Below are 26,787 nucleotides of genomic sequence, written 5' to 3'. Positions count from 1 at the left end.
GGCTTTCCTTCCGGAAGTGCGAAGTGCTCGGCCCCCCTGAGCGGGTCAGGGGGGCCGTAGCGGAGTTACTGGGTGAGATGGTCCGGGCCGAAGGCCTGGGGCAGCATCTCGGCGAGCGGGAGGATGCCCGCGGGGGTGTCCACGAGCAGCTCCGGGCCGCCGAACTCGTACAGCAGCTGGCGGCAGCGGCCACACGGGACGAGCAGGCCGCCCGTGCCGTCGACGCAGGTGAAGTGCGTCAGCCGGCCACCGCCGGTGAGCTGGAGCTGCGAGACCAGTCCGCACTCGGCGCACAGGCTGATCCCGTAGGAGGCGTTCTCGACGTTGCAGCCGGTCACCGTGCGGCCGTCGTCGACCAGGGCCGCCACACCGACCGGGAAGCCCGAGTAGGGGGCGTAGGCGTGGGTCATCGCCTCCCGCGCCAGGGCGCGCAGCGCCTCCCAGTCGAAGCCGGCGGCCGGGGTCGTGGTCACTTGCCCTGGCCCTTCCGGTACCGCATGCCGTCAGCCTTCGGCATCCGCAGGCGCTGCGCGGACAGCGACAGCACCAGCAGTGTGACGACGTACGGGGTGGCGCCCACGAAGTCGCTCGGGACCTCGTCGGTGAACAGGTACCAGACCAGCACGAGCGCGCCCACGAAGAGGCTGATCCCGCCCTGCCACAGGGACGTCCTGCGGTAGAGCTTCCAGCCGGCCAGCCCCACGAGCAGGACGACGAGCAGGAGCAGCAGGGCGTGCACGGTCGTGCCGCCGTTGCGCAGTTGCAGGGCGTCGGAGTAGCCGAACAGGCCCGCACCCATCGCGACGCCGCCGGGGCGCCAGTTGCCGAAGATCATGGCCGCGAGACCGATGTAGCCGCGGCCTCCGGTCTGGTTCTCCAGGTAGGTGTGCGAGGTGACCAGCGCGAGGAAGGCGCCGCCGAGGCCGGCCAGGCCGCCGGAGATGGCGACGGCCATGTACTTGTAGCGGTAGACGTTGACGCCGAGTGACTCCGCAGCGGTCGGGTTCTCACCGCAGGAGCGCAGCCGCAGACCGAACGGGGTACGCCACAGCACCCACCAGCTGCCGACGAACAGCGCGGCAGCGATGATCGTCACCACGGACACGTTGGTGATCAGTCCGCCGAGGATGCCGGCGATGTCGGAGACCAGGAACCAGTGGTGCTTCTCGATCGAGGACAGGCCGTCCGAGAGGCCGGGGACGGTGACCCTCGGCAGCGCGTCCACGGGCGGGGACTGCTTGGGGTTGCCGCCCATCTCCGCGGCCTTGCCGCCGGCGAAGAAGACCTTGGCGAGGTACTGGGTGGCACCGAGCGCGAGCAGGTTGACCGCGACACCGGAGACAATGTGGTCGACGCCGAAGGTGACGGTGGCGACGGCGTGCACCAGACCGCCGAGGACACCGAAGCCGATGCCGCACAGCAGGCCGAGCCAGGGGCTGGTCTGCCAGCCGATCCAGCCGGCGCCGAAGGTGCCGAGGATCATCATGCCTTCGAGGCCGATGTTGACCACGCCGGACCGCTCGGACCACAGTCCTCCGAGACCGGCGAGGCCGATCGGCACGGCGAGGGCGAGGGCGGCGGCGACCTGGCCGGAGGAGTCGAGCTGGTTGGAGCCCGTGACCATGCGGAGCGCGGCCAGGAGCAACAGGGCGCCCGAGACGAGCATGAGGATCTGGCCCGGGGACCGGCCGGAGCGCTTGGACGCGGTGTCCGCCTTGGGGGCCGCGGGCGGCGGCGTGTCGGTCATCGTGGCAGTCATCACGCCACCTCCTGATTCTTCGTCGCGGCGGCGGCCTGGGCGGCGAGCTCGGCGCCGACCCGCTGCTGCTGGCGCTTCAGGCCGTAGCGGTTCACGACCTCGTAGGCGATGACGACGCACAGGACGATGACGCCCTGGATGACGCCGAGGATTTCCTTGTCGTAACCCTGCATTTCCAGGTGGTTGGTGGTGCGCTCCAGATAGCCCCACAGGAGGGCGCCGAGCGCGATCCCCACCGGGTTGTTGCGGCCGAGCAGCGCGATGGCGATGCCGGTGAAGCCGATACCGACCGGGAAGCTGTTGTCGTACTGGTGGCTCTCGTTGAGCAGGGTCGGCATACCGACCAGACCGGCCACCGCACCCGAGATGATCATGCTGGTGGCGACCATCTTCTTCACCCCGACGCCGCTCGCGCTGGCGGCGGTGTCGGACTGGCCGACGGTGCGCAGGTCGAAACCGAACCGGGTGCGGCCGAGCACGAACCAGTACGCGAGGCCCACGAGCACGGCGATGAAGATGAAGCCGTACAGCACGCCGGCCGGACCGGTGTCGATGTTGAAGAAGTACGAGGACGACGGCAGCGGCTTGGTGGAGACGAGGGTGCCGCCCTGCTGGAGTTCACCCAGCTTCCCGGGCTGCAGCAGGTAACCGATGATCGCGGTGGCGATCGCGTTCAGCATGATCGTCGAGATGACCTCGCTGACGCCCCGGGTCACCTTGAGGACACCGGCGATGCCCGCCCACAGGGCGCCGGTCGCCATGGCACAAATGATGATCAGCGGGACGGCGATCCAGCCGGGCGCGGTGAGCGCCCCGCCGAGGACGGCGGCGAAGAACGCGGCCAGCCGGTACTGGCCGTCGACACCGATGTTGAACAGGTTCATGCGGAAGCCGATGGCCACCGCGATACCCGAGAGGTAGTACGTCGTCGCCTTGTTCAGGACGTAGACCTGGCTGTCGCTGGCGAAGCCGTAGGTCGTCATGTCGTGGAAGGCGGGGCCGGGGTTCTTGCCGGTCGCGAGGATCACCAGGGCGGTGACGACGATCGCGGCGACGAGGGCCAGCAACGGCGCGGCGAGTCCGAGGACCAGCCGCTCCTTGTCGATCCGTGAGGTCAGCTTCTTCATCGCTCGTCGTCCTCTGTGTGCTCCAGGTGGCCGGCGGCCGCACCCGTCATGGCGGAGCCCAGCTCCTCGGGGGTGATCGTGGCAGGGTCGGCGTCGGCGACCAGGCGGCCGCGGTACATCACCCGCAGGGTGTCGGAGAGCCCGATCAGCTCGTCCAAGTCGGCGGAGATCAGCAGTACGGCCAGGCCCTCGCGGCGGGCCTCGCGGATGTGGTCCCAGATCGCGGCCTGGGCACCGACGTCCACACCGCGGGTGGGGTGCGCGGCGATGAGCAGCTTGGGGCTGTGGCTCATCTCGCGTCCGACGATCAGCTTCTGCTGGTTGCCGCCGGACAGCGACGCGGCGGTCACGTCGATACCGGGCGTGCGGACGTCGTACGCCTCGATGATCCGCTCGGTGTCGGTGCGTGCGCCCCTGATGTCGAGCAGCGGGCCGCGCGAGTTGGGCCGCTCGGTGACATGACCGAGGATGCGGTTCTCCCACAGCGGTGCTTCGAGGAGCAGGCCGTGGCGGTGGCGGTCCTCGGGGATGTAGCCGACACCGGCCTCGCGGCGGGTGCGGGTGGGGATGTGGGAGACGTCCTTACCGTCGAGCGTGATGACGCCGGCGTCCGGGTGGCGCATGCCCATGATCGCCTCGACCAGCTCGGACTGGCCGTTGCCCTCCACGCCGGCGATGCCGAGGACCTCGCCCTTGTGGATGGTGAAGGAGATCTGGTCGAGGATGATCCGCTCGACGCCGTCGAGGTCGGTCATCGCCAGGTGCAGGCCGTCCACCTGGAGCATCGAGACGTCCGTGACGGTGGACTCCTCGGTCTCCGGGGTGGGCAGTTCGCTGCCCACCATCAGCTCGGCTAGCTGCTTGGGCGTGGTGCCCTCCGGCTCGACGGTGCCGACGGTGGTGCCGCGCCGGATGACGGTGATCTCGTCGGCGACCGACAGCACCTCGCCCAGCTTGTGGGAGATGAAGATGACGGTGAGGCCCTCGGCCTTGAGCTCGCGCAGGTTGTCGAAGAGCGCGTCGACCTCCTGCGGCACCAGGACGGCGGTGGGCTCGTCCAGGATGAGGGTCTTGGCACCCCGGTAGAGGACCTTGAGGATCTCCACCCGCTGACGGTCCGCGACGCCCAACTGCTCGACGAGGACGTCGGGGCGGATGTTCAGGCCGTACGCGCCGGAGATCTCCATAATCCTGGCACGTGCCTTGCCGCCGATGCCGTACAGCTTCTCCGCGCCGAGGACGACGTTCTCCAGCACGGTGAGGTTGTCGGCGAGCATGAAGTGCTGGTGCACCATGCCGATGCCGCGGGCGATGGCGTCGCCGGGGTTATGGAAGACGACCTGTTCGCCGTTCACGGTGATGGTGCCCTCGTCCGGCTGCTGCATGCCGTAGAGGATCTTCATCAGGGTGGACTTTCCGGCACCGTTCTCACCGCACAGGGCGTGAACGGTACCGGTGCGGACGGTGATGTCGATGTCGCGGTTGGCGACGACGCCGGGGAAACGCTTGGTGATGCCGCGCAGTTCGACGGCAGCGGGAGGGCTGGACGCGTTGATGGCGCACTCTCCTCGGGGGAAAGGGGCTGCGGGGAGGGGCGAGCGTCGGCGACGCTAGCGCGGCAACTCCGCGCTACACGCGTAGAGTTGACACATTGTTATGGCTCGGCGGGGGGCTCCCAGAGGTGCCCCCGCGCCGAGCCCAGGTCCGATCGGACCCATCAGGTCACGGGGTGGTCTTCACCTTGATGTCACCGTTGACGATCTTCTGCTTCGCGGCGTCCAGCTTGGACTGGATGTCGTTGATGAAGCCGCCGCTGGTGGCCAGCGAGACACCGTTCTTGCCGAGCGAGTAGGTGTTGGTGCCGGTCAGCGGCTTGCCGTCGTGGACCGACTTGATGAAGTCGTAGACACCGACGTCGACGTTCTTGACCATCGAGGTCAGGATCGAGTTCTTGTACTTGGCCAGACCCGGGATGTTGTACTGGTCAGAGTCCACGCCGATGGCCCAGGCGCCCTTGACGCCGTGGACGGCCTCGATCGCGCCGTTACCGGAGGAGCCGGCCGCCGAGTAGATCACGTCGGCACCCCGGTCGAGCATGCCCTGCGCGGCCTCCTTGCCCTTGTCGGGGCTGGCGAAGCCGGAGGTGTCCGAGCCGTGGCTCAGGTACTGGGTGTCGACCTTGACCTTCGGGTTGGTGTCGTGGACGCCCTGGACGTAGCCCGCCTCGAACTTCTTGATCAGCGGGACGTCGACGCCGCCGATGAAGCCGACGTGGTCCTTCTTGGTCTTCAGCGCGGCGGCGACACCGGCCAGGTAGGAGCCCTGCTCCTCGGTGAAGGTGATGCTGTCGACGTTCTTGGCGTTCACCACCGAGTCGACGATGCCGAAGCTGGTCTTCGGGTACTTCGCGGCAACCTTGGTCATGGACGGCGCGTAGGCGTAACCCACGGCGATGATCGGGTTGTAACCGGCGTCCGCCAGGTCCGACAGGCGCTGCTCGCGGTCGGCCTCGGTGTCCGAGGTCTTCGCGGTCAGCTCCTTGACGGAGCCGCCGAACTCGCTCTTGGCCTTGTCGGCACCGCGAGCGGCGGAGTCGTTGAAGGATCGGTCACCACGGCCGCCGACGTCGTAGGCGAGACCGATCTTGACGCCCTTGCCGCCACCGGAGGAGGAGGACGAGCTGGCATTGTCCGAGGACGTGCTGCCACATGCAGTGGCAGTCAGTGCGAGAGCTGCGGTCGCGATGGACGCAGCGGAAAGCTTGGCTACCCGGCGCACGGGAAGGCTCCTTCACCTGACCTGAGCGCCATGTCGGCGCTTGATGTGAGCACCGTGTCGGTGCTCCAGCCGAGACGCCCCGGCGGCGTCGGCTTCGCGGCATCGTAACGCGCGTAGATGTCAGAAAAACACCCCTCTCGACGCCGTTATCGATTCGAGGCAAACAGCATCTGAACACGCTCTCCGTGACCTCTCACACTGGCTGTTGCGCACAGTGCACGAATGACTTACGAGCGTGTTGCGCCGAACAGCGGAGTGTGGCAGGGGCCGATCCCCCCGGGACCGGGGGCGACCTGCACCGTCGCCCTCGCCGGGCACCTCCCGGGCCGCCTGCGTCGCCCCGCCGCCCGCTCAGCCCTGCGCCGGAGGAGCGTCCAGGAAGGCCGCCGCTGTGAACATCTCCACTCCGACCGTGATCGCGTATTCGTCGGCGTCGAAATCCCCCTGGTGGAGATCACGCACCGTACGCTCGCCGGGCCTGCGCACACCCAGCCGGGCCATCGCACCGGGCACGTGCTCCAGGTACCAGGAGAAGTCCTCGCCGCCGAGGCTCTGCTCGGTGCTCTCGACGGAGTCCCGGCCACGCCGGGCGGCCATGGCCCGGCGCAGCAGTTCGGTCGACTCCCGGTCGTTGACGACGGGCGGCACCCCGCGCACGTAGGTGATCTCCGACTTGGCCCGGTGCAGCGTGGCGACCTCGTCGATCGCCGCGTGCACGATGTCGGGGGCCTGCCGCCAGGCCTCCAGATCCAGACAGCGGACCGTCCCGGACAGCTCGGCGTGCTGCGGGATCACGTTCGGTGCGTGGCCCGACTCGATCCGGCCCCAGGTGAGGGCGAGACCGGCCCGGGTGTCGACCCGGCGGGCGACCAGTGCGGGCACGTCGACCGCGACGCGGGCGGCTGCGGTGACCAGGTCAGTGGTCAGGTGAGGGCGAGCGGTGTGCCCCCCGGGCCCGTCCAGCGCGATCTCCAGCCGGTCACACGCACTGGTGATCGGGCCGTGCCGTAGCCCGATCCGTCCGGCGTCCACCCTGGGGTCACAGTGCACGGCGAGGATCCGGCCCACTCCGGTCAGCGCCCCGTCCTCGATGGCGCCCATGGCACCGCCGGGCAGCACCTCCTCGGCGGGCTGGAAGATCAGCCGCACCGGGCGGGGCAGCAGCCCCTTGGCGTGCAGGTCGGCCAGGACGAGACCGGTGCCGAGTACCACGGTGGTGTGCACGTCGTGCCCGCAGGCGTGCGCCCGGTCCGGCACGGTCGACCGGTAGGGGCAGTCGGTCTTGGTGTCCGGAATGGGCAGGGCATCGATATCCGCTCGCAGCGCGAGCAGGGGTACGGCCGGCCGCTGCTCACCCTCCGCGAACCCGATGTCGCACACGAGTCCGGTTCCGGTGGCGAGGACCCGGGGCCTGAGCCCGGCCCGCTCCAGCCGCTCCTTGATCGCGGCGGTCGTACGGAACTCCTGATTGCCCAGCTCGGGGTGCATGTGCAAGTCGCGGCGGAAGCCGACGAGTTCGGTGTGCAGGGACTCGCTCAGCACACCGGGGAGCACATCCCCCGGGAGGCCGGACTCGGACTCTAGGGACATCAAATGATTCACCCTCTGAAGGGTAGAACGCCCGGCTGGTCGACTACCCCTCGATCAACAAAAGTTCAGCCCGTTAGGGGAAGAAAATCTGACCGTCGGACGCATGGCGGCGGACTCTGATGGGTAAAACCTCTCTTTTCTCCCTTCACGCATACCATGCATCGCCCGGTTCACGCGCGCCATGTCCACGAAACGGACCCCTCCCCGCCCCCGTCCCGGTAGGGTCCGCGGTCGTAGTGACTCGACCGAGGACTTCCTGCAGACCACCCACACCTCGTACGACTCGATCGCCAAGGGCCACGCGGCCCGCTTCCCGACCGGGCCCCTCCGCCTGCTGGACCGCTCGGTGGTCACCGCCTTCGCCGAGCTAGTCACGGCGAACGGCCCGGCCCCGGTCGCCGACCTCGGCTGCGGCCCCGGCCACGTCACCGCGCTCCTGCACGACCAGGTGTCCCGGCCTTCGGTGTCGGCCTCTCCCCCGCCATGGCGGCCCTGGCCCGCGAGGCCCACCCCCAACTGCCATTCCACGTGGGCTCGATGACGTGCCTGGATCTGCCCGCCGCCCTGGGCGGCATCCTCGCCCTCTGTTCCACCATCCACGTCCCCGACACCCATCTGCCGTTGCCTCCGCGGAGTTCCACCACCTGCTGGTGCCGGACGGCCAGGTCCTCCTCGCCTTCCAGTCCGGCACCGAGCCGGGCCACCCCCACATGTCCGAGCGCTTCGGCCACGAGATCGGTCTCGACTACTGCTGGCGAACGCCAGAGCAGATCACGACCTTGCGGGCAGGGGCCGGTCTGGAACCGGTGGCGACGGTGGTTCCCTGCCGGCCGCGCCCTCGGCGGCATGCGGCCTAGCCCAGCGCGCTGAGCCTGCGCCACTGCTCCCATCCGGCGTTCCAGTCGCCGAGGCCGTTGTTCAGGGCCACCCTGCCCTTGGTCTGCGCACCCTCGACCTCGAACGGGTCGCCGACGCGGACGTGGGCGTACAGCCACTTGGCGTCGGCCTCGCTCATGCCGATGCAGCCGTGGCTCTTGTTGGCCCGGCCGAAGTAGGCGGCGTTCCAGGGCGCGGCGTGCGCGTACGTGCCGGACCAGGTGAGCCGTATCGCGTAGTCGACCATCGAGTTGTACGCCTTGCCCAGGCCCACGGTCTCGGAGTTCATCCGGATGGTGCCCTCCTTCGCCATCACCACCTCCGTACCGCGCCAGGAACCCGTCTCCGGGCCGGGCGTGCCGCCGGAGACCGGAAAGGTGCGCACCGTCCTGCCTCCGCGCTGCAGGGTGAGGCGGTCCCGGTCGAGGTCCACCTTGACCACCTGACGCGCGCCGATGGTGAAACGGACCTGGTAGTCGCGGACGAACCAGCCGCCGCGGGGTCCCGAGTCGGTGCCGTTCAGCCCGGCGTTCAGCGTCACCTCGGTGCCCGGCTGCCAGTACTCCTTGGGGCGCCAGTCCACCCGGTCCTTGCCGGACCAGTCCTTCAACCAGCCCCAGGACCCCTCGGTGCCGTTCGAGGTGGTGACTTTGAGCTGCTTCTCCACGGCCGTCTTGTTGCGCACCGGACGGTCGAAGACCAGGGAGATCGGCTGGGCCACACCCACCGTGGTGCCGCTGCCCGGCCGCCAGTCCACCTTGTTGACCAGTGCGGCGGCCCGGGTCGTGAAGGAGGTACGGGCCTCGCCCTTCGTACCGTCGGCCGTGCGGGTGGCGGCACTGACCCGGTAGGCGGTGCCGGGCCGGGTGTTGCGGTCGGAGGTCCAGGTCCGGCCGTCGCCCGCCAGCCTGCCCGCGAGCCGGTCGCCGTGGGTGTCGGTGACGGTGACGGAGCTGAGGGTGCCGTCGTGGGCGGTGATCTCGATCGGTTCGCCGGCCTTCGCCCGCGTGCCGTGGGGCGTCACGGTGATCGTCGCCGCCCCGCCGCTCCGCCGCCCGCCGCCCTTCGCGTCCTGTGCGGCCGGGGCTTCGGACGAACAGGCGGAGAGAGCGGTGGTGAGCAGGACGGCCGTCACGGCCGTGGTGACGGCGCCGGCGCGGATGTGGCTCAACTGGCTCAACGAATACCTCCGTGGAAGCGGACGTCGGGAAGGACGGGGCCGGAACGCCGGCGACTCTAGGACGCCAAACGTGCAGCACAGCGGCTGTTTCCGCCGTGTGACGGCGGTTGTGGGGCAACGGTCGTCGTCCGGTCACATACGGCGCGTGGGCCGGTCACCGGCGCCTGTGAATCTCCCGTCATCGACGCACCGGTCGACGCACCGGTCGACGCACCACTCGACGACGGCACCCGAGGAGGCGCAGTGTCAGCGCTGCTCGCGACGGCAGGCTGCGGCCGGCAGGAAACCCGGCTGGGGCCCGTCTCCCCCGAGGCGTACCGGGCCTTCCTGGCCTCACGCACCGGATCCAACCTGGCCCCCAGCTTCCTGCAGTGTCCGTCCTGGGCCGCGGTGAAGGACGGCTGGCAGGCCCAGCTCCTGGGCTGGGGACCGCGGTTCGGCGACGGCACGGGAGAGCTGAGCGGAGTGGCGCTCGTGCTGCTGCGTCAGCTCCCGGGCACCCGAAGGTACTTCGCCTACCTGCCCGAAGGCCCCGTCGCCGACTGGTCCGATCCCGACCTCGACGGCTGGCTCGACCCGCTGCTGCACCACCTTCGTGCCGCGGGCGCCTTCGCCGTGCGCATCGGGCCGTCGCCCGCCTACCGCCGCTGGGACGCCCCCGGACTCAAGGCGGGCGTCGGCCCCGGGCGGCGGGTGACCGACGTACTCGCCCGGGAGGTCGATCCGCTGGGCGCCGCGGTGGCCGAACGGCTGCGGGCCCGCGGCTGGCGGCGCTGCGGCGGCGACGAGGGCGACGGTGACGCCCAGCCCCGCCACGTCTTCCAGGTAACCCTCGCCGGGCGCACCACCGAGGACCTGTGGACCGGCCTCAACCAGGAGTGGCGGCGCAACATACGGCGGGCGGCGAAGTCGGGCGTGGCCGTGACGGTGGGCGGGTCCGCCGAACTTTCCGAGTTCCACCGGCTGTTGCGGATCACGGAGGAGCGGGACGGATTCCGCCTCGGCCGCTCGCTGGAGTACTACCAGCGCCAGTACGCGGCGCTCAACGCCGAGGAGCCGGGCCGGATGCGGCTCTACCTCGCCCGCCACCGGGGGGAGATCCTGGCCGCCCACACCATGATCACGGTGGGGCGCCGGGTCTGGTACCAGACCGGTGCCTCCGCCGACCACCGGCGCGAGGTCCGCCCCTCCAACGCCCTGCAGTGGCGGATGATGCTCGACGCCCACGCCCTGGGCGCGGAGGTCTACGACATGCGGGGCGTGCCCGCCACGCTCGCCCCCGAGGACCGCTCGTTCGGGCTGCTGCGCTGGAAGCTCGGCACCGGTGGACAGGTCGTGGAGACGCTGGGCGAGTGGGAACGGCCGCTCGGAGGCACCGCCAACCACACGCTGTACCGGGCCTTCCAGATGTACCTGGCCCGCCGGTGAGCCAGACACCCGGCCCGCCGGTGAACGGCTCGGCGGCCACCGCCACGGCCGAGCCCGCCGAGCCCGCCGAGCCGGCGGAGCCCGCACGGCCCGTCCTGCGCAGCGGCGCGTTGATGGCCGCCGGCTCCCTCGTCTCCCGCGCCACCGGCTTCGGACGTTCCGCCGTCATCGCCGCCGCGCTCGGCGTGGGGTCGGTCGCCGACGGGTACGCGGTCGGCAACACCGTCCCCAACATCGTCTACACCCTGCTCGTCGGCGGTGCCCTCAACGCCGTTTTCGTTCCCGAACTGGTCCGGGCCGCCGCGGAGCACGAGGACGGCGGGGAGGCGTACACCGACCGGCTGCTCACCGCCTGCACGGCCGCCCTGCTGCTGATCACGGCCGGCACGGTGCTCGCAGCGCCCGCGATCGTGGCGGCGTACACGGGGTACGGCGGCGCGCAGGCGGCGACGACGGTCGCCTTCGCCCGCGCCTGCCTGCCGCAGATCTTCTTCCTCGGCCTGTTCACCCTGCTGGGGCAGGTACTCAACGCCCGCGGCCGGTTCGGCGCCATGATGTGGACGCCGGTCCTCAACAACGTGGTCGTCATCGCCGTCTTCGGCCTGTACCTGGCGACGGCCGCGACCGGCCGGACCCTCACCACCGGCCAGACCGCGCTGCTCGGCTGGGGGACCACCGCGGGGATCGTCGTCCAGACGCTGGCGCTGCTGCCGTCCCTGCACGCGGCCCGCTTCCGCTGGCGGCCGCGGTTCGACTGGCGGGGCAGCGGGCTGTCCCGGCCGCTACGCTCGGCCGGCTGGCTGGTGCTGCTCGTGCTCACCAACCAGGTCGCCTACTGGGTGGTGACCCGGCTCGCCACGCAGGCGGGACAGCGCGCGACGGCGGAGGGGATCGACGGCGGGGCCGGGTTCAGCGCATACGGCAACGCGTATCTGCTGTGGGTCGTACCGCACGGCATCGTGACCGTCTCGCTCGTGACCGCGCTGCTGCCCCGCATGAGCGGGGCGGCGGCCGGCGGCGACCTGGCCGGCGTGCGGCGGGACGTCTCGTACGCCCTGCGGACCACCGCCGCCGCCGTCGTACCGGCCGCGTGCGTGCTCGGCGCGGTCGCCGGGCCGGCCATGGCGGTCGTCTTCCAGTACGGCAGGACCGGCGCGGACGACATCGCGGTCATGGCGGGTGCGTTGACGGCGTTCGCACCGGGACTGATCGCCTTCTCCGGGCAGTACGTCCTCTCCCGCGCCTTCTACGCCATGTCCGACACCCGTACGCCCTTCCTGCTGAACCTGGTCATCGCTGGGCTCAACGCGGGCCTGTCCACGGTCGCCTGCCTGCTGCTGCCCGCGCGCTGGGCGGTGACCGGCATGGCCGGGGCGTACTCGGTGGCGCTCTGCGCGGGCTGGGCGGTCACCGCGTACGTCCTCGACCGCAGGCTGTCGGGACCGGGTCGGCGGGCGGTGTGGCGCTCGCCGACCGCCGCCGCCCAGGCCCGCCTGTTGCCGGCCGCGGCCCTGGCCATCCTGCTCGGTCACCTGGCGTCCACGCGTCTGGCCTTCCTCGGCCCGCTCGCTGCGACGGGCGCGGGCACGGCGGCAGTCCTGGCGGCCTTCGCCCTGTCGGCCCGCCCGCTGCGGTTGGCCGAAGTGGAGGCCGGGCTCGGCGCGGCGCTCGGTGCACTGCGCCGCCTCCGCAAGTGACCCGCCGACCACCTCCAACTGATCGATTTCGTTCATGATTTGACCGAGTCGATCCGCCATCGAATGGAATACTCGGCACATGCCCCGTGTCCTGCTCATCGAAGACGACGCCTCCGTCCGCGCGGGCATCGAACTCGGCCTGCGGCGCCGCGGGCACGACGTACGCACCGCCCCCACCGGGGAGGCCGGGCTCGCCGCCATCGGCGAGTTCCACCCGGATCTGCTACTCCTCGACCTCATGCTGCCCGGCATGAACGGGGTCCAGGTCTGCCGCCGGGTGCGCGAGGCCGGCCAGTTGCCGATCATCATGCTCACCGCCCGCGGCGACGACTTCGACGTCGTGGTCGGGCTGGAGGCCGGGGCCGACGACTACATCGTCAAACCCGCCCGTACGGAGGTGATCGAGGCCCGTGTCAGGGCCGTACTGCGCCGTATCGAGGAGCCGGCCGGCCGGGCCGACGTCGAGTTCCACGGCGACCTCGCCATCGACCGGGTCGCGCTGAACGTCGCCAAGGCCGGGCAGCGCCTGTCCCTGGCCCCCTCCGAGCTGAAGCTCCTGCTGTACCTGTCGGCCGCGCCCGAGCAGGTCTTCAGCCGTCAGCAACTGCTCGAACAGGTCTGGGAACACGGCTATCACGGCGACGCCCGCCTGGTCGACGCCTGTGTACGGCGGCTGCGGAACAAGATCGAGGACGTGCCCGCCAGCCCGCGCTACATCCAGACCCTGCGGGGATTCGGCTACCGCTTCGGGCCGCTGTGAGCCACAGGAAGGCCCGCGCCGGACTGCGCACCCGGCTGGTGCTCGCCTTTCTGCTGGTCGCCGTCGTGAGCGCCGTGTCCACCGCGGTCCTCACCTACCGCGCGGCACGCACCGCAATCCTCCAGCAGGCCCAGGACACCGCGGTGTCCTCCTTCCGCGACCGGGCCCAGTCCCTGGTCGTGCAGTTGCCCGTCCAGCCGTCCGTGCTCCAGGGGCAACTGCGGCAGATGGCCCGCGAGGGCAAGCCGCATCCCTGGGTGGTGTTCGCCGAGTACGGCTCGCTCCGGCTGTCCTCCGGCACCCGGCCGGTGTCCACCGTGATCACCCCGGCCCTGCGCCGCGCCGCGCTGGCCCACCCGAGGGGCAGCTTCCAGCGGGTGGACGAACACGGCCGGCCGTGGTTGACCATCGCCGTGCCGACCGTGTTCCGGCCATGGCCCGGGGCCGCCGCGCGTCCCACGGGCCTGACGCTGTACGCCGTGATGCCGCTGACCGATGAGGAGGCAAGCGTTCAGGCCATGGTCACCGCGGCCCGCGACGGAGCGGTGCCGGGACTCGCGCTCGCCCTCGTGCCCGCGCTGCTGGCGGCCCGCAGCGTGCTGCGCCCGGTACGGGACCTGCGCCGGGCCGCCCGGAACATGGGCAGCGGCCGCCTGGACACCCGTATCCAGGTCAAGGGCGGCGACGAACTCTCGGACCTGGCCCGTACGTTCAACGAGTCCGCGGTCGAACTGGAGCGGACCGTCGGCGAACTGAGAGATGCCGAGGCCCGCGCCCGCCGCTTCGCCTCCGACGTCTCCCACGAGCTGCGCACCCCGCTCGCCGGGATGCTCGCCGTCACCGAGGTCCTGGACGAGGACGCCGCCCGCCTCGCCCCCGACACCGCGGCCGCCGTCCGGCTGATCAGCACGGAGACCGGCAGACTGGCCGTCCTGGTCGAGGACTTGATGGAGATCTCCCGCTTCGACGCCAGGGCGGCCGAGCTGAACACCGACGAGGTCGACGTCGCCCAGGTCATCCGCAAGACCCTGGCGGCCCGCCAGTGGACCGACCCGGCGCAGGTCGTCACCGACCTGCCCGACGGCATCCGGGCCCGGCTGGACCCCCGCCGCTTCGACGTCGTCGTAGCCAACCTGGTGGCCAACGCCCTCCGCCACGGCGCCCCGCCCGTCCGGGTGCGTCTGAGCGTGACGCCGCGCACCACCGCACCCCCGGCGTCACCGGCGGGCGCGGCGGCTGCACCGGCGTCCGTTTCTTCTGCCGCCCCGGTACCCCCGGCGGCCGCGGCCCGGATCGTCGTCGAGGTCGCGGACAGCGGCCCCGGCATCCCCGCGGACGTGCTGCCGCACATCTTCGAGCGCTTCTACAAGGCGGACGCGGCCCGCCGCCGGTCGCAGGGCAGTGGGCTCGGCCTCGCCATAACCCTGGAGAACGTGCACCTGCACGGCGGCACCGTCCGCGCGGCGAACTCTCCCGAAGGCGGAGCCGTCCTCACCGTGGAGATACCCCTGCGGTGCGCGGAGGCCACGGCGTGAGACGTGCCCTCTCCAGGGCGGCCCGGTCCCTCTCGGCCTGCGCCTCGGCAGCCGTACTGGTGACCGGCTGCGGCGTGCGCGGCACCGGCGTCGTCCAGGCCGGCGGACCCGCCACCGTCGCGGTCGTCCCCGCCTCCACGGGGCGGGTTCTGCTCTTCTTCCTCTCCTCGAAGGACAAACTCATGCCGGTGGCCCGGGATATCCACATCGACCAGCCGACGGATCCGGTACCCGGCGTGAAGGTCCTCACCATGCTGTTCACCGGTCCGACACCGGCCGAGCGCACGGCCGGCCTCCACACGGGGCTGCCCAGCCATCCGGGCCCCCTGACCGCGACGAGGTCACCCGGCGAGGTGTCCGTGCTCGTCTCCTTCCCGGTCCACCCGCTCACAGCCTCCGCGGTGCGGCAGTTGGTGTGCACGGCGGCGTTCACGGACGGCGAGGACGGCACCGCAGCGGTGAGCGTCAAGGGCACCGACGGCTCGCTACCGGCGGCCCGCTGCTGAGCACTTCAGCTGTCCGGCGCCTTCGGCGACGGAGCCGCCGAGTCGCGGTCGCCGTGCGCTTACGAGCGTGTGGATCCCGTGGCGAGCGGCGTCACAGGGTGCGCGTACCTCTACGCCGTGCGTGCCCTGGTGGCGTACGGGATGCAGCCTTCGCGAGAAGCGGCGACGATGGGACATGTGGCCGCGGCGCGATCACCCATCCCCGGGGGGGCAGGGAGATGCGACATGCCGATTCACAGGGTCCGCCCGGACATCAGCGTCCTGAACGACAGCCTTGAGGTGCCGGGAATCGGTCACCTCCCGGTGAACGCCTTCGTGTTGTTCGCCTCCCAGCCCGTTGTGGTAGACAGCGGGCTCGGGCTACCCGACCGGAACTTCGTGGAGGTGGTCGGATCCGTGCTGGATCCCGCTGACGTGCGATGGATCTGGCTCACCCACCCGGACCGGGATCACACGGGTGGGATCTTCGACCTGCTGGCCGCGGCGCCTGAGGCGCGTGTGGTGACCACGTTCCTGTCCGTGGGGTTCATGTCCTGTGAACGGCCACTGCCGCTCGACCGCCTCCACCTGATCAACCCGGGACAGTCCCTGGACGTCGGCGACCGTACCCTCACGGCGTTCAGACCACCCCTGTTCGACAATCCGAGCACGGTCGGATTCTTCGACGACCGGACGGGAGTCTGCTTCAGCTCCGACTGCTTCGGTGGGCCGATGCTGAGCGCCGAACTGGCGCAAGCCGATCATGTCGGTGCGGTCGACGAAGAGGACCTGCGGGCCGCACAGTTGCTGTGGGCCACGGTCGACAGCCCGTGGGTGCAGAACGTGGATGTCGAGAAGTTCCGGGGCAGCTTCCAGCCAATACGGGACCGGGAGCCCGAGCTCGTCCTCTCCACACATCTGCCGCCGGCCCCGGGGATGGCCGCCACGATGACGGACAGACTGGCTTCGGTGGCCGGGGCCTCGGCGTTCGTGGGGCCGGACCAGGAAGCGCTGGAGCAGATGCTGGCCGGGTTCGAACCGGGTGGCGGAGGTCAGCCTGCGCCCTGAACCCCGGGATGACCCCGGCGCGCCAGTGTGTTCCGCGGCGCGTCGGCTCTTCCTCGCTGTCTCGGGGCGAGTCCAGCGAGCCGCGTCGAGGTGTCCGGCGTGTCCACGGGCCTCTCGTACACGATCCACGGCGGTTGCCGCACCCCTTCGCGTGCAGGGCCCGACACTTCGGTGGTCGACCGCGTTCCAAGGCTGTCGAGGTCGTCTGCCGGGAGTTCTAGGCTAGGCCCACCGCCGCCAGCCGGTGCACGTCCCGCGCCGTCCCGGTCACCCCCGACAAGAAGCCCTGGGCCCGTGGTGAGGCGGTCTCCGTGAGCCAGCTGGGATCAACGTCGCACACCGCGACGCGGACCCCCGTGCCCGCAAGGGCCAACGGCAGCGTGTGGACCACCGTCGACGGGAAGCTGAGGACCGTACGGCCGATCGGGCCGCGGCGGGCGATCAGTTCCAGGGGCAGGTCGGGCCGGACTATCTCCAGACCGGTCTGGGCGGCGAGACGGTGCAGCTTGTCCACGGCTTCGCGGCGGTGGGCGAAGTAGCGCGTGGCACCGTGCGTCCTGGCCAGGCCGCGCACGGCCGACAGATAGCGGTCGCCGTCCACGACGCCGGTCTCCACCAGGGACGTGCCGACCATGTCCGCGCCCTTGATGATGCGCGGCGGGCCGAAGCGGGCACGGGTCCAGGTGAACTCGTTGGCCGTGACGGTGACGCCGTCCGGGATTTCCGTCACCGGCATGGAGGAGAAGACCTCCACCCGGCGGCGGGCGCTCGGTGTCAGCCGGCGGCGGGCGGAGGAGGACACCGGGGCGAAGAGCAGGTCGCGGGGGCCGGGGCGACCGCCCTTGCGGTGCCACCGGACCAGGCGTTCTCCACGGGCCAGCTGGGCGACGAATTCCATGGTCGCCGTGCCGTCGTCCACCACCACCAGGTCCCGGGCCCGGGTGATGGTCAGGAGCAGTTGTACGTAGCGGGAGAACGGGTCCCCCATGACGATGCGCTCGGCCCGGCGCAGCGCGCCCGCCAAGCCGCCGATGGTATGGAAGGGCGCGGTCGTGCCGCCCCGCGCCTCCTCCCAGCGCACCCGGTACCCCTCGTCCCGGGCCAGATCGGCCATGCGGCGCAACTGGCCCCGGGTCATGGGGTCGGTCGGGGACAGGACGACGACCATGAGTTCCGCGCCGGACGGTGGCGGGGCGCTCACCACCGTCCGGCGCAGCTGCGCGGGCACGGACGGGGAAGTGTCCGGCTCCGCGCCGTGCAAGCCGTGCAGATGTGCCCACTCCAGTACGTTCAGCAGTTGGACCGGGCTCTCCACGAAGGCGAGCGTGTAGGAAGGCTGGCCGGGCTGACCGGCGCGGGGGCTCATCGGCGTACGACCGTCCCGTCGTAAGGGGCTCAAGGGGCCGCGGGTCAGACGGCGACCGGCTCGCCCGCCGCCGCCGCGATCTCCGCCTCGGCGACGACGCCGGCGACACGGCGCAGCTTCTTCATCGGGCCCAACTCGGAGTCATAGACCTTCTTGACGCCGTCACCGAGGGAGGCCTCGATGGCGCGGATGTCGCGGACCAGACGCGTCAGGCCCTGCGGTTCGACGGAGGCGGCCTGGTCGGAACCCCACATGGCGCGGTCGAGGGTGATGTGGCGCTCGACGAAGGTGGCACCGAGGGCGACCGCCGCCAGCGTGGTCTGCAGGCCGGTCTCGTGGCCCGAGTAGCCGATCGGGACGTTCGGGTACTCCTTCTCCAGCGTGTTGATCACGCGGAGGTTCAGTTCCTCGGCCTTGGCCGGGTAGGTGGAGGTCGCGTGGCAGAGCAGGATGTTGTCGCTGCCCAGGACCTCCACCGCGTGACGGATCTGCTTCGGGGTGGACATGCCGGTGGAGAGGATGACCGTACGGCCGGTGGCGCGGAGGGCGCGCAGCAGCTCATCGTCCGTCAGGGAGGCGGAGGCCACCTTGTGGGCGGGGACGTCGAACTTCTCCAGGAAGGCGACGGCCTCGGTGTCCCACGGGGAGGCGAACCAGTCGATCCCCTTCTCCTTGCAGTACGCGTCGATCTGGCGGTACTCGTCCTCGCCGAACTCCACCCGGTGGCGGTAGTCGATGTAGGTCATCCGGCCCCAGGGGGTGTCGCGCTCGATGTCCCACTGGTCGCGCGGGGTGCAGATCTCCGGGGTGCGCTTCTGGAACTTCACGGCGTCGCAGCCGGCCTCGGCGGCCACGTCGATCAGCTTGAACGCGTTCTCCAGCTCGCCGTTGTGGTTGATGCCGATCTCGCCGCAGATGTAGACGGGGCGGCCGGGGCCGGCCTCGCGCGAACCGAAGGTACGGATACGGGAGTTGGTGCTCATGGTGGGAGTCGTCCCTTACTTGGTGGGGTGGAGGGGGTTTTCGAGGGAGGGGCCGAGGATCCAGCCGGCGATCTCCCGGATCGCGCCGTCACCGCCGGGAACGGTGGTGACCGCGCGTGCGGCGCCGCGTACGACGTCGTGGGCGCTCGCGACCGCCACCGGCCAGCCGACGAGGGCGAAGCAGGGGAGGTCGTTGACGTCGTTGCCGACGTAGAGCACGCGCTCCGGCGCGATGCCCTGCTCCTCGCACCACTGTTTGAGGGCGAGGTCCTTGCGGTCGATGCCGTGCAGCACCGGAAGCTTCAGCTTCCGGGCGCGCGCGGCGACCACCGGATTCTGTTCCGTGGACAGCACCAGCATCTTCAGGCCGCTCCTGCGCAGGGCCGCGATGCCGAGCCCGTCCCCGCGGTGCACGGAGACGAACTCCCGTCCTTCGGAGTCGATCAGCACCCGGTCGTCGGTCTGGGTGCCGTCGAAGTCGAGGACCACGGCGTCGATGTCGCCGTGTGAGGGGAGGGCGCCCGGGCGGTCCGCGTCGAACAGCGGGGCGAGGGCCCGGGCGCGGGCCAGGTCGTGCGGATCGTCGATCTCCAGGACCCGGGCGGGGTCGGTGCGCACCAGTTCGGTGCGGCCGAAGAAGCGATGGTTGCGGTCGCGGAAGCCGGCCGCGTCCATCGCGTAGGCGGCGCCGGTTTCCAACAGGTCCTGGGGACGGTCCTGGCGGCGGGGCCGGAAGGACTTGTCGTGATTGACGCCGTACCCTCCGCCGTCCGTGGACGGGCCGTCGGCGGCGTCCGCGTCCCGCCAGATGAAGCCGTGGAAAGGCGCCACGGTCACGGCAGTGTCGGCGCCGTTCTCCACGACCGCCGCGGCAACCCCGTCAATGTCCTCACGGGCCAGGAACGGACTGGTGCACTGCACGAGCAGGACGACGTCCACCGCCGACCCGTGGAGGGCCTCGTGCGCGTCCATGGCGTGCAGCACCGCTGCCTCGGACGTGGCCGTGTCCCCGGCGATGGCGGCCGGCCGCAGCACCACCTCGGCACCGGCCTCCCGCGCGGCGGTCGCAATGGCCTGGTCGTCGGTGGACACCACCACGTCGGTGACCAGGCGGGTCGCCCGGCACTCGCGCACCGCACGCGCCACCAGCGGGACACCACCCACGGGCGCGAGGTTCTTCGCGGGCACCCCCTTGGAACCGCCGCGCGCGGGGATCACGGCGAGCACCCGGCGCATCGAAGCGCTCCGCTCCGCATCCGAGTTGGGCATGGGTTCCTCTCCTTGAGGTCTTCGACGTGCGGTCCGGTGGCTCACAGCTCCCCCATCCGCCGGATCACCGGAGCGACCCGCTGCACCCCGTGCCGGTAAGCGCCCCGCGCGGCCCGGCGCACGATCTGGCGGACTGGTCCGGGCGCCTTGCCGGCGGCGGGCGCGCCGGGCAGCGGGGCGCCGTCGGGGCCGAGATGGTGGCGGGCGAGGATGCCGGGCAGGTAGCCGGGCGCGGTCTCGGGGGTGTAGTAGGGGTTCAGGGGCGGCAGGCCGCCGGGGCGGTCCAGCAGCCTCGCGATCCGTGCGCGGGCCGCGTCGAAGGCGGTGGCGTAGGAGCCGTCGGCGGCGACGCCCTGGCGGGCGACCCACTCCTCGTCGGGCACCGGGCGGTACCCGGCGTCCAGCCGGTCCCAGGAGGCGAGGCAACCGGAGCCGGTGAAGTGGTGGTTGCCGAGCGCCTCGCGCACGCCCAGGTCGGTCAGGACGGCCGTCGGGATGCGCCGGTGCAGGGCCTCCAGGGCGGCCGTGGAGCTGACCGTGACCAGCAGGTCGGTGCGGTCCAGCACCTCGCCCATGTTCCCGTAGACCAGCTTGAAGTTGGCGGGCACGTCAGTGCCCTGGACCAGCTTCTGGTAGGGCAGTTCCTCGATATGGGTGGTGTGCTCACCCGGCTTGGACCGCAGCTTCAGCAGCACCTCGCGCTCGGGGTGCCGCCGGGCGTGCTCGATCAGGCGGTTCAGCAGGTACCTGCGGTCCCTGCGGTTGTCCGGTACGGACGGCTGGGCCGCGAACGCCACCGTGTACGGGTCGTGTTCGCCGGTGTACGGCGTGCCGCCCAGGAAGGGCAGCGCGACCTCGGTGACCGCGGACGCATCGGCGCCCACGCCTTCGTACACGGCCCGGAACCGGTCCGCGTCGTGGCGGGAGTTGGCGAGGACGAGATCCGCGCCGTGCCGCAGCAGGAGTCCGTCGGTGAGCTTCTCGTAGACGACACCGACGTAGCCGGTGACGACGACGGGACGCCGGCTTGAGCCGGCCAGGATGTCGCGCAGGCCGTGCAGCATCGCCTGCACACCGCCGCCGACCAGGGCGAGGACGAGGACGTCATAGGGCTCCTCGGTCATCGCGCGCAGGAACTCCACACTGGTGACCTCGCGCAGGGAATCCGCGCTGACACCGACTTCCTGGAGTTGACGGGCTGTCGGGGTGGCTCGCCCACGCAGGAGGTAGCCGTCGAGCCGGACCTCGGCAGCCGCGGGAGTGAGGCGCTGCGCGGTGAGCGCGCCCCACTTCCACCGGGTGTCGGAGTCCGCCAGGACGGCGACCCGCAGGAAACTCGTTGCACTTGCTGGCACGCCGCAGACGCTAGAAAGCCATTCCGAGGTTTCCCCCAACCCGAACGCAACAAACGGTTAACAGCACATCGCCGAATGGAGAATCGAGTCGCGATCGCTCCGGAATAGAGCCTGGTTCACAGTTTAGCCACACGTCGTTCACTCATTATCAAGGAATCCGTCAGGACGTGTGACGGGCTTGGACCTAACGTCCCTGACGTGGTCAAGCTCTCCGTCATCGTGCCGTTCTACAACGTGCAGCAATACGCGCCCGACACGCTCAAGAGCCTCCGAGTGAATGCGCGTGCGGACTTCGAATTCATCCTTGTCGACGACTGTTCCCGCGACGGGACACCAGAGATCCTCGCGCGCGCGGAGCGCGAGCTGCCGGGCGCAGTGCTGGTCCGGCACGAGCAGAACGAGGGGCTGGCCACCGCGCGCAACACCGGTATCGACCGGGCGCGCGGCCAGTACCTGACGTTCCTGGACGGCGACGACTGGCTCGCCCCCGGCTACCTCCCCCGGCTGGTCACGGCCATGGCGGAGCTGGGCTGCGACTTCCTGCGCACCGACCATGTGCAGTGCACCGCGCGGGCGCGTACCGTGCACCGGGTGCCGGTCGGCCGGCGGAACGTGGTGTTGAACCCGCGCGAGGCGATCCTGCCCGCGGACCGGACCACATCCGTGGACTACGCCTACGCCTGGGCGGGTGTCTACCACCGACGGCTGGTGGACAAGGGGCTGCTGCACTTCACTGACGGGCTGCGGACGGCGGAGGACCGGCCGTGGATCTGGAAGCTGCACCGGGAGGCGGAATCGTTCGCCGCGGTGAGCATGCTCGGCGTCTTCTACCGGCGCGGTGTCGCCTCGTCACTCACCCAGATCGGTGATGTACGGCAGCTGGACTTCATTCGCGCGTTCGACGAGGTCATCGCGGGCACCGCCCGCGATCCGCAGGCGGACACGCTGCTACCCAAGGCCGTCCGCACCTACTGCGCCATCATTTCCCATCACCTGGGATCCATCGAAAGGTTCGAGCCCACGGTGGCGAAGAAACTGAAGTCCCTGAGCGCCGCCGCCCTGCGACGCATGCCCCAGGACGTGCTGGACCAGGCTCTGGACTCGATGGACCTCCAGCGCGCCGCCAGGCTGCGCCGACTGCGCCGCCGTCCCGTCCCGGCGGGAGTCGCCGCGTGACCATCCAGATCTTCCAGGCCTCGACGCTGTACGGCACCGCCACACTCGCCGCCGCCCTGGACTCCGGCTGCTTCCGCCCGGCCGACCGGCGGATCCTGCTGGTCTGCAACAACGCGGCCACGCCCGAAACCACGCCCGGCCTGGACCAGGTACCCGGATTCGAGCAACTGCGCGACCGGTTCGACGACGTGGTGTCGTACAACGAGGCGATCTTCCCCTTCCACCCGGGCGGCTGGGCGCCGCGCCCGGAGGACCTGCCGCTCTGGGAGCGCTACCTGCGCCACGAGTGGCGGCTGGGGCCAGATGACGTCGAGTTGGCCGTGGAGTCCATCCAGGTCAACCCGTCCCTGGCGCTCGCACAGATCTTCACCGGTGCCCCGGTCACCGTCTACGCCGACGGCCTGATGAGCTACGGTCCCACTCGCAACAAGATCGACCCGCTGGTCGGCACGCGGGTGGACCGGGTGCTCCACCTGGACCTGGTGCCGGGTGTGGACCCGCTGCTGCTGACCGAGTTCGGGGTGCCCGGCGAGGTGGTACCGACGCCCGCCTTCACCAAGGTTCTCGCCGAACTCACCGCGAGCGGCGAGGACCTGCCGGCGATCGAGGAACCCGCGCTGCTGCTCGGCCAGTACCTGTCCGCGCTCGGCATCCTCTCCGCCGAACAGGAGGAGGACCTGCATGTGCGGATGCTGAAGGGCGCGGCCGGGCTCGGGCACACCACCGTGGTGTTCAAGCCGCACCCGTCCGCCCCCGCCCGTTTCACCCGGTCCCTGGAAGAGGCGGCGGAGCAGCTGGAGGTCCAGCTGACCGTGCTCGACGCACCGGTCCTCGCCGAGGTGCTCTACCAGCGGATGCGTCCCGCGCTGGTCGTGGGCTGTTTCTCCACCGCCCTGCTCACGGCCTCCGCGCTGTACGGCCTACCCGTCGCCCGGACCGGAACCGACCTGTTGCTGGAGCGGCTGACACCGTTCGAGAACAGCAACCGGGTCCCGGTCACCCTGGTGGACGCCCTGCTGCCCGAGCTGGGCGACCGTGCCGCCGTCGCCGAGCAGCGCCGGGGCATGGACGCGACGGCGCTGGGCGCGCTGGTGCGGGCGGTGGGTTTCGCGATGCAGCCGAGAATCCTGCCGGAGCTGCGCGAGGAGACCGAACGGTACCTGGCACGGAACCTGGACGAACGGACCCTGCGCTACTTCAAGCGCAAGCGGCTGACCACGCTGGGACTGCCCGGCGGAATCCCCACCCAGCTGTCGTTCGTCACGCGCAGCACCACGGTCCGCCGGATGGCCCGGACAGCGCGTCGTCTGCGCCGGGGCGTACGTCGCTGAACCCGCCCCGGCCGAACCGTCCCCTCGGGAGGGCCGGGCCTATGGCAAGCCGGCCCTCCCGGGTCGCTCAGCAGCCCGGGGCAGACCGCGCGCGGGCCGCTCTCCCCCTGTATTCCTCGTGGACGGAGACATGCCGTTCGGGGCACTTGAGGTCACTGAGAACGTCTTGCCACGCGTCAACTGAATGTTCACCGGGATTTCCTTTTACGTTCGACTCCCTCGGTAACATGGCCATATTTCATTCATGAACGAAGGTACGCCTGCTCCTCTGAACTGAAGGGGCTTGCCGCGGCCGGACCCTTCACCATTCTCCCCGAGTAGTCGGAGTGGACTGATACATCCATGCGCATCGCTGTGTTTGTCGAGAACCGCAACGGCGTCAGCCTCGCCTCCGAGATCATGCGGGCCTCAGGGGCCGAGGCCCACTCCTTCCACCTGGTCACCGCCGACCGGGATGGACATGTGGCCGAATGGATCGAGGAGGAGGCCAAGGCCCGCTTCGACGCCCTCGCGGTACGCAACCTGTTCGTGGTGGACGAGGCGCTCAGCGATGCCGAGTTCCTCGAAGCGCTCGGGCACCGGATGCGCACCTTCGTGGAGCAGCAGCACATCGATCGGCTGGTGTACTTCAACGACCAGTCGCAGCGCGGCCGTCGCGTGGCCGGGGCGCTGGGCCGCACGCTGCCCCTGATATTGGTGCAGGACGGCCATCTGGACTTCCACTTCAAGAAGACCGGCACCGGACTCCGTGACCAGAACTGGTACTACGGGTCCTCCAACCCCACCGCCGTCTGCGTCTGGGGGCCGGCCACCGCTCACCACCTGATGTTCCGCACCGCGGACGCCAACCCGCCGGTCCACATCACCGGAGCCCTCGGACACAGCGACGACCCGCTCCTGCTGCGCGCGGCCCGCTCCACCACCCACCGGCACGCCAAGGAGTCCGGTGCACCACTGCGCATCGTGGTCCTCGACCAACCCCTCAGCAACCAGAACAAGCTCTCCCGGTCCGACCACCGCGAACAGCTCACCCAACTGTGCGCGGATCTGGCCGAATTCGGCGAGGTCGAGATCAAGCCGCACCCGTCCACGCTCCGCGTCCACCTCGACTGGCTGCGTACGCTGCCCGATGTGACCGTCCTGGACGAGAAGGCCCTGCTGGACGCGGAGGCACTCGACGGATACGACCTCGCGGTCACGTTCTTCTCCACCACGTACCTGCAGACCCTGCGGGCGGGCACGCCGCTGATCCTGTTCAGCCCGCCCCCGCTCAACATCGTCTTCCCGACGATCAACCACCCGCTGCTGCGCAACGTCGGCACGGTCGGGGAACTCGTCGACGTCGTCGCCGATCTGCAGCGCTCGGGCAAGTTCGCGGCCAATGTCCACGGTGAGCCCGTCGAACACTTCATCAGCTTCCACGACGACGTTCCCGAGCAGGTCCTGCATATCGTCGAAACGGCCGCCGTGCCCGCTGAACCTCCGGCCCCGCGGTGGGCAGCCACCGAGGACGCGCACAACAGCCTTCCGCGGGCGGCACGAGCGTTGCACGCCGTGCAACGGCGCATGGAGCGACCGCGCTCGCTGGCCGTGCTCGGCCTCGGTTTCTCGTACGTCACCGGTGTGGCCATCCCGGTCCTGACCTACACGCAGGCACTGCTCGCCCAGAGCCCGGTCGACGTGCGCTACTTCGACCTCGGTGCCTACACCCGCGCCGAGGACATCATGGCCGACCTGGAGGCCGTCGAGGTCGTCCTGGTCAACAGCCTGGCGCCGTTCTGGCGTTCGCCGCTGGCCAACGAACTGGTCCTGGCGCTGCAGGACACCGGCAAGACCGTGGCGCTGTACGCCCACGAGACCGAGTACGTCATGAACTTCGAGGGCGAGCAGCACGCGCTGCGGCACCAGGAGATGCTCGCTCTGCTACCGAAGCTCAAGGTGCTGTGTGTGTCCACCGCCCAGGCCGACATGTTCCGCCAGCACGGGGTGACCGACCCGGTGGTGGTGTACAACACGGTCCCGCAGGACACCCACCGCGCCCGGGCGCGACGCACCCCGGGTGAGCGGCCGCGGATCGTCATGGTCGGCTCGATGCAGGACCGCAAGGGCCTCGACCTGTTCTCACGCGTCGCGGAACTGGCCTCCACGCAGGGCCTGCCGTGGCGGTTCGCGTGGATTGGACACAAGACGTGGCGGATCGGTCCGTCGACCCTGCTGTCGGACCGCGTCGAATGGATGGGGGCGCTCTCCCGCGACCGGGTGCGTGAGGAACTCGCCGCCTCGGACGTCTTCTTCCTCTCCAGCGTCGACGACCCGATGCCGCTGTCCGTCGTGGAGGCGGTGCAGCAGCGGCTGCGCACCGTCACCTATCACCGGGTGGGCTCGCGGGAGGTGCTGGAGGGTGTGCCCGGCTATCGCTCGTTCGCCGAATACACGCCGGAAGCCGCGCTGGAGGCGCTGCGCGGGGTGCTGGACGAGGAAGTCTCGGAAGCCGAATACCAGGACGTCGAGGATCTGTTCGACATCCCCGCCTTCACCACCCGGATGACGGCGGCGCTCGGGCTGCCCGGTCCTGGCGAGAACGTGCAGCCAGCAGTCCATGGGGCCGCGGAAGAGGGCGAGGGTGCCGGGGCCGGCCCGACGTCCTTCTCAGCGGTGCTCGCCCGGCGCGGCAGCTTCCTGGCCGAGGACTTCGCCCGGCACTTCAAGGCGGGCAAGCACGATGACGCGCTGCGCGTGGGCACAGAGATCCTGCGTCGCAGACAGCCGGTGGACGTCATCATCGGCATGGCCGAGATACGGGCGCGGCGCGGCCAGATCAGAGAGGCCTGCCAGTTGCTCTCCGCGGCGGCGATCGCCGGGGGCGACCGCGGCCGGGTCTGGACGGAGGTGGCACGGGTCGCGGATCTCCTCGGCGCTCGGGGGCGGTCCATACGGCAACTCGCCCGCAAGGAAGCGGTCCGCATCCAGCTCGGGAAGCGTTCGGCCCGGCTGCTGAAGCCGGAGTAACCGGAGTAACCGGAG

At 70.5% G+C, this 26,787-nt stretch carries 22 protein-coding genes; 11 read left to right on the top strand and 11 right to left on the bottom strand.

Going from position 1 to position 26,787, the window contains the following annotated elements:
* Positions 1-65: 65 nt before the first annotated feature.
* The 6 genes from LK06_RS20700 to LK06_RS20675 form a co-directional block, all read right to left on the bottom strand.
* Positions 66-473 carry a cytidine deaminase gene (locus LK06_RS20700; protein WP_039652937.1) on the bottom strand — a complete coding sequence of 136 codons (408 nt, stop codon included), beginning with the start codon at positions 471-473 and terminating at the stop codon, positions 66-68.
* A complete protein-coding gene (locus LK06_RS20695; RefSeq protein ID WP_039652935.1) occupies positions 470-1,759 on the bottom strand; it encodes an ABC transporter permease in 1,290 nt (429 codons plus the stop codon). Before LK06_RS20695 ends, LK06_RS20700 begins: the two co-directional genes overlap by 4 nt.
* Entirely contained in the window at positions 1,759-2,886 is a 1,128-nt protein-coding gene (locus tag LK06_RS20690) for an ABC transporter permease (protein ID WP_039652933.1), read from the bottom strand. Before LK06_RS20690 ends, LK06_RS20695 begins: the two co-directional genes overlap by 1 nt.
* Positions 2,883-4,442 (bottom strand): ABC transporter ATP-binding protein, encoded by a 1,560-nt coding sequence (locus tag LK06_RS20685; RefSeq protein ID WP_071659133.1) that lies wholly within the window; start codon positions 4,440-4,442, stop codon positions 2,883-2,885. Before LK06_RS20685 ends, LK06_RS20690 begins: the two co-directional genes overlap by 4 nt.
* A 166-nt stretch (positions 4,443-4,608) precedes the next feature.
* Positions 4,609-5,664: a BMP family lipoprotein gene (locus LK06_RS20680; RefSeq protein WP_043406115.1), complete on the bottom strand. Its 1,056-nt coding sequence runs from the start codon at positions 5,662-5,664 to the stop codon at positions 4,609-4,611.
* Positions 5,665-6,015: 351 nt separating this feature from the next.
* The gene (locus LK06_RS20675; protein WP_174673907.1) at positions 6,016-7,254 is read right to left on the bottom strand and encodes an amidohydrolase; all 1,239 of its coding nucleotides are present in this window, start codon (positions 7,252-7,254) and stop codon (positions 6,016-6,018) included.
* Positions 7,255-7,435: 181 nt separating this feature from the next.
* On the opposite strand from LK06_RS20675, the gene LK06_RS34480 reads away from it, so the two are divergent.
* Together LK06_RS34480 and LK06_RS34475 are read left to right on the top strand one after the other, a co-directional pair.
* A complete protein-coding gene (locus tag LK06_RS34480; protein WP_234367459.1) occupies positions 7,436-7,795 on the top strand; it encodes a class I SAM-dependent methyltransferase in 360 nt (119 codons plus the stop codon).
* Positions 7,796-7,904: 109 nt separating this feature from the next.
* A complete protein-coding gene (locus tag LK06_RS34475; protein ID WP_234367458.1) occupies positions 7,905-8,111 on the top strand; it encodes a hypothetical protein in 207 nt (68 codons plus the stop codon).
* Here the strand turns inward: LK06_RS34475 and LK06_RS20665 are convergent.
* Complete coding sequence (locus LK06_RS20665) at positions 8,108-9,310, bottom strand: L,D-transpeptidase (RefSeq protein WP_039652926.1); 1,203 nt, start codon at positions 9,308-9,310, stop codon at positions 8,108-8,110. The genes LK06_RS34475 and LK06_RS20665 overlap by 4 nt on opposite strands.
* 243 nt (positions 9,311-9,553) lie before the next feature.
* Here LK06_RS20665 and LK06_RS20660 point away from each other — a divergent pair, with 243 nt between their 5' ends.
* The 6 genes from LK06_RS20660 to LK06_RS20635 all read left to right on the top strand — a co-directional run bounded on the left by LK06_RS20660 (position 9,554) and on the right by LK06_RS20635 (position 16,283).
* Positions 9,554-10,738 carry a lipid II:glycine glycyltransferase FemX gene (locus LK06_RS20660; protein ID WP_039652924.1) on the top strand — a complete coding sequence of 395 codons (1,185 nt, stop codon included), beginning with the start codon at positions 9,554-9,556 and terminating at the stop codon, positions 10,736-10,738.
* Positions 10,735-12,435, top strand: a complete 1,701-nt coding sequence (gene murJ / locus LK06_RS20655; protein ID WP_089516734.1) for a murein biosynthesis integral membrane protein MurJ — start codon at positions 10,735-10,737, stop codon at positions 12,433-12,435. Before LK06_RS20660 ends, murJ begins: the two co-directional genes overlap by 4 nt.
* 79 nt (positions 12,436-12,514) lie before the next feature.
* Positions 12,515-13,195, top strand: a complete 681-nt coding sequence (locus tag LK06_RS20650; RefSeq protein WP_039652922.1) for a response regulator transcription factor — start codon at positions 12,515-12,517, stop codon at positions 13,193-13,195.
* Positions 13,192-14,730 (top strand): sensor histidine kinase, encoded by a 1,539-nt coding sequence (locus LK06_RS20645; protein ID WP_039652921.1) that lies wholly within the window; start codon positions 13,192-13,194, stop codon positions 14,728-14,730. The genes LK06_RS20650 and LK06_RS20645 overlap by 4 nt, the downstream gene beginning before the upstream one ends.
* Positions 14,727-15,236 (top strand): hypothetical protein, encoded by a 510-nt coding sequence (locus tag LK06_RS20640; RefSeq protein WP_063837881.1) that lies wholly within the window; start codon positions 14,727-14,729, stop codon positions 15,234-15,236. The genes LK06_RS20645 and LK06_RS20640 overlap by 4 nt, the downstream gene beginning before the upstream one ends.
* 225 nt (positions 15,237-15,461) lie before the next feature.
* The gene (locus LK06_RS20635) at positions 15,462-16,283 is read left to right on the top strand and encodes an oxygen-binding di-iron domain-containing protein (RefSeq protein WP_043406121.1); all 822 of its coding nucleotides are present in this window, start codon (positions 15,462-15,464) and stop codon (positions 16,281-16,283) included.
* 217 nt (positions 16,284-16,500) lie between these two features.
* Here LK06_RS20635 and LK06_RS20630 read toward each other — a convergent pair whose 3' ends face one another.
* The 4 genes from LK06_RS20630 to LK06_RS20615 are packed head-to-tail and all read right to left on the bottom strand — an operon-like array spanning position 16,501 to position 21,256.
* Positions 16,501-17,649 (bottom strand): hypothetical protein, encoded by a 1,149-nt coding sequence (locus tag LK06_RS20630; protein ID WP_039652917.1) that lies wholly within the window; start codon positions 17,647-17,649, stop codon positions 16,501-16,503.
* A gap of 44 nt (positions 17,650-17,693) precedes the next feature.
* Complete coding sequence (locus LK06_RS20625; RefSeq protein ID WP_039652915.1) at positions 17,694-18,632, bottom strand: N-acetylneuraminate synthase family protein; 939 nt, start codon at positions 18,630-18,632, stop codon at positions 17,694-17,696.
* Positions 18,633-18,647: 15 nt separating this feature from the next.
* Positions 18,648-19,901 carry an N-acylneuraminate cytidylyltransferase gene (locus LK06_RS20620; RefSeq protein WP_039652913.1) on the bottom strand — a complete coding sequence of 418 codons (1,254 nt, stop codon included), beginning with the start codon at positions 19,899-19,901 and terminating at the stop codon, positions 18,648-18,650.
* A 41-nt stretch (positions 19,902-19,942) separates the two neighbouring features.
* Positions 19,943-21,256, bottom strand: coding sequence for a DUF6716 putative glycosyltransferase (locus tag LK06_RS20615; protein WP_039652911.1), 1,314 nt, complete (start codon positions 21,254-21,256; stop codon positions 19,943-19,945).
* Between the two features lie 198 nt (positions 21,257-21,454).
* On the opposite strand from LK06_RS20615, the gene LK06_RS20610 reads away from it, so the two are divergent.
* From LK06_RS20610 to LK06_RS20600, 3 genes are all read left to right on the top strand, one after another.
* On the top strand, positions 21,455-22,432 hold the full coding sequence (locus tag LK06_RS20610) for a glycosyltransferase family 2 protein (RefSeq protein WP_043406126.1): 978 nt from the start codon (positions 21,455-21,457) through the stop codon (positions 22,430-22,432).
* Complete coding sequence (locus LK06_RS20605) at positions 22,429-23,763, top strand: polysialyltransferase family glycosyltransferase (protein WP_039652908.1); 1,335 nt, start codon at positions 22,429-22,431, stop codon at positions 23,761-23,763. Before LK06_RS20610 ends, LK06_RS20605 begins: the two co-directional genes overlap by 4 nt.
* A 342-nt stretch (positions 23,764-24,105) precedes the next feature.
* On the top strand, positions 24,106-26,772 hold the full coding sequence (locus tag LK06_RS20600; protein ID WP_043433832.1) for a glycosyltransferase family 4 protein: 2,667 nt from the start codon (positions 24,106-24,108) through the stop codon (positions 26,770-26,772).
* The last annotated feature ends 15 nt before the right edge of the window (positions 26,773-26,787 follow it).

This window comes from Streptomyces pluripotens (assembly GCF_000802245.2).
Taxonomy (GTDB): Bacteria; Actinomycetota; Actinomycetes; order Streptomycetales; family Streptomycetaceae; genus Streptomyces; species Streptomyces pluripotens.
This window is presented reverse-complemented; position numbering and strand designations above follow the sequence as displayed.

What these genes read in the sequence shown, in the direction of transcription:
- LK06_RS20600 (WP_043433832.1), top strand. Translation starts at nt 24,106, where the DNA reads ATGCGCATCGCTGTGTTTGTCGAGAACCGCAACGGCGTCAGCCTCGCC.
- LK06_RS20650 (WP_039652922.1), top strand. Translation starts at nt 12,515, where the DNA reads ATGCCCCGTGTCCTGCTCATCGAAGACGACGCCTCCGTCCGCGCGGGC.
- LK06_RS20690 (WP_039652933.1), bottom strand. Translation starts at nt 2,886, where the DNA reads ATGAAGAAGCTGACCTCACGGATCGACAAGGAGCGGCTGGTCCTCGGA.
- LK06_RS20635 (WP_043406121.1), top strand. Translation starts at nt 15,462, where the DNA reads ATGCCGATTCACAGGGTCCGCCCGGACATCAGCGTCCTGAACGACAGC.
- LK06_RS20675 (WP_174673907.1), bottom strand. Translation starts at nt 7,254, where the DNA reads ATGTCCCTAGAGTCCGAGTCCGGCCTCCCGGGGGATGTGCTCCCCGGT.
- LK06_RS20620 (WP_039652913.1), bottom strand. Translation starts at nt 19,901, where the DNA reads ATGCCCAACTCGGATGCGGAGCGGAGCGCTTCGATGCGCCGGGTGCTC.
- LK06_RS20695 (WP_039652935.1), bottom strand. Translation starts at nt 1,759, where the DNA reads ATGACTGCCACGATGACCGACACGCCGCCGCCCGCGGCCCCCAAGGCG.
- LK06_RS20625 (WP_039652915.1), bottom strand. Translation starts at nt 18,632, where the DNA reads ATGAGCACCAACTCCCGTATCCGTACCTTCGGTTCGCGCGAGGCCGGC.
- LK06_RS34480 (WP_234367459.1), top strand. Translation starts at nt 7,436, where the DNA reads ATGTCCACGAAACGGACCCCTCCCCGCCCCCGTCCCGGTAGGGTCCGC.
- LK06_RS20630 (WP_039652917.1), bottom strand. Translation starts at nt 17,649, where the DNA reads ATGAGCCCCCGCGCCGGTCAGCCCGGCCAGCCTTCCTACACGCTCGCC.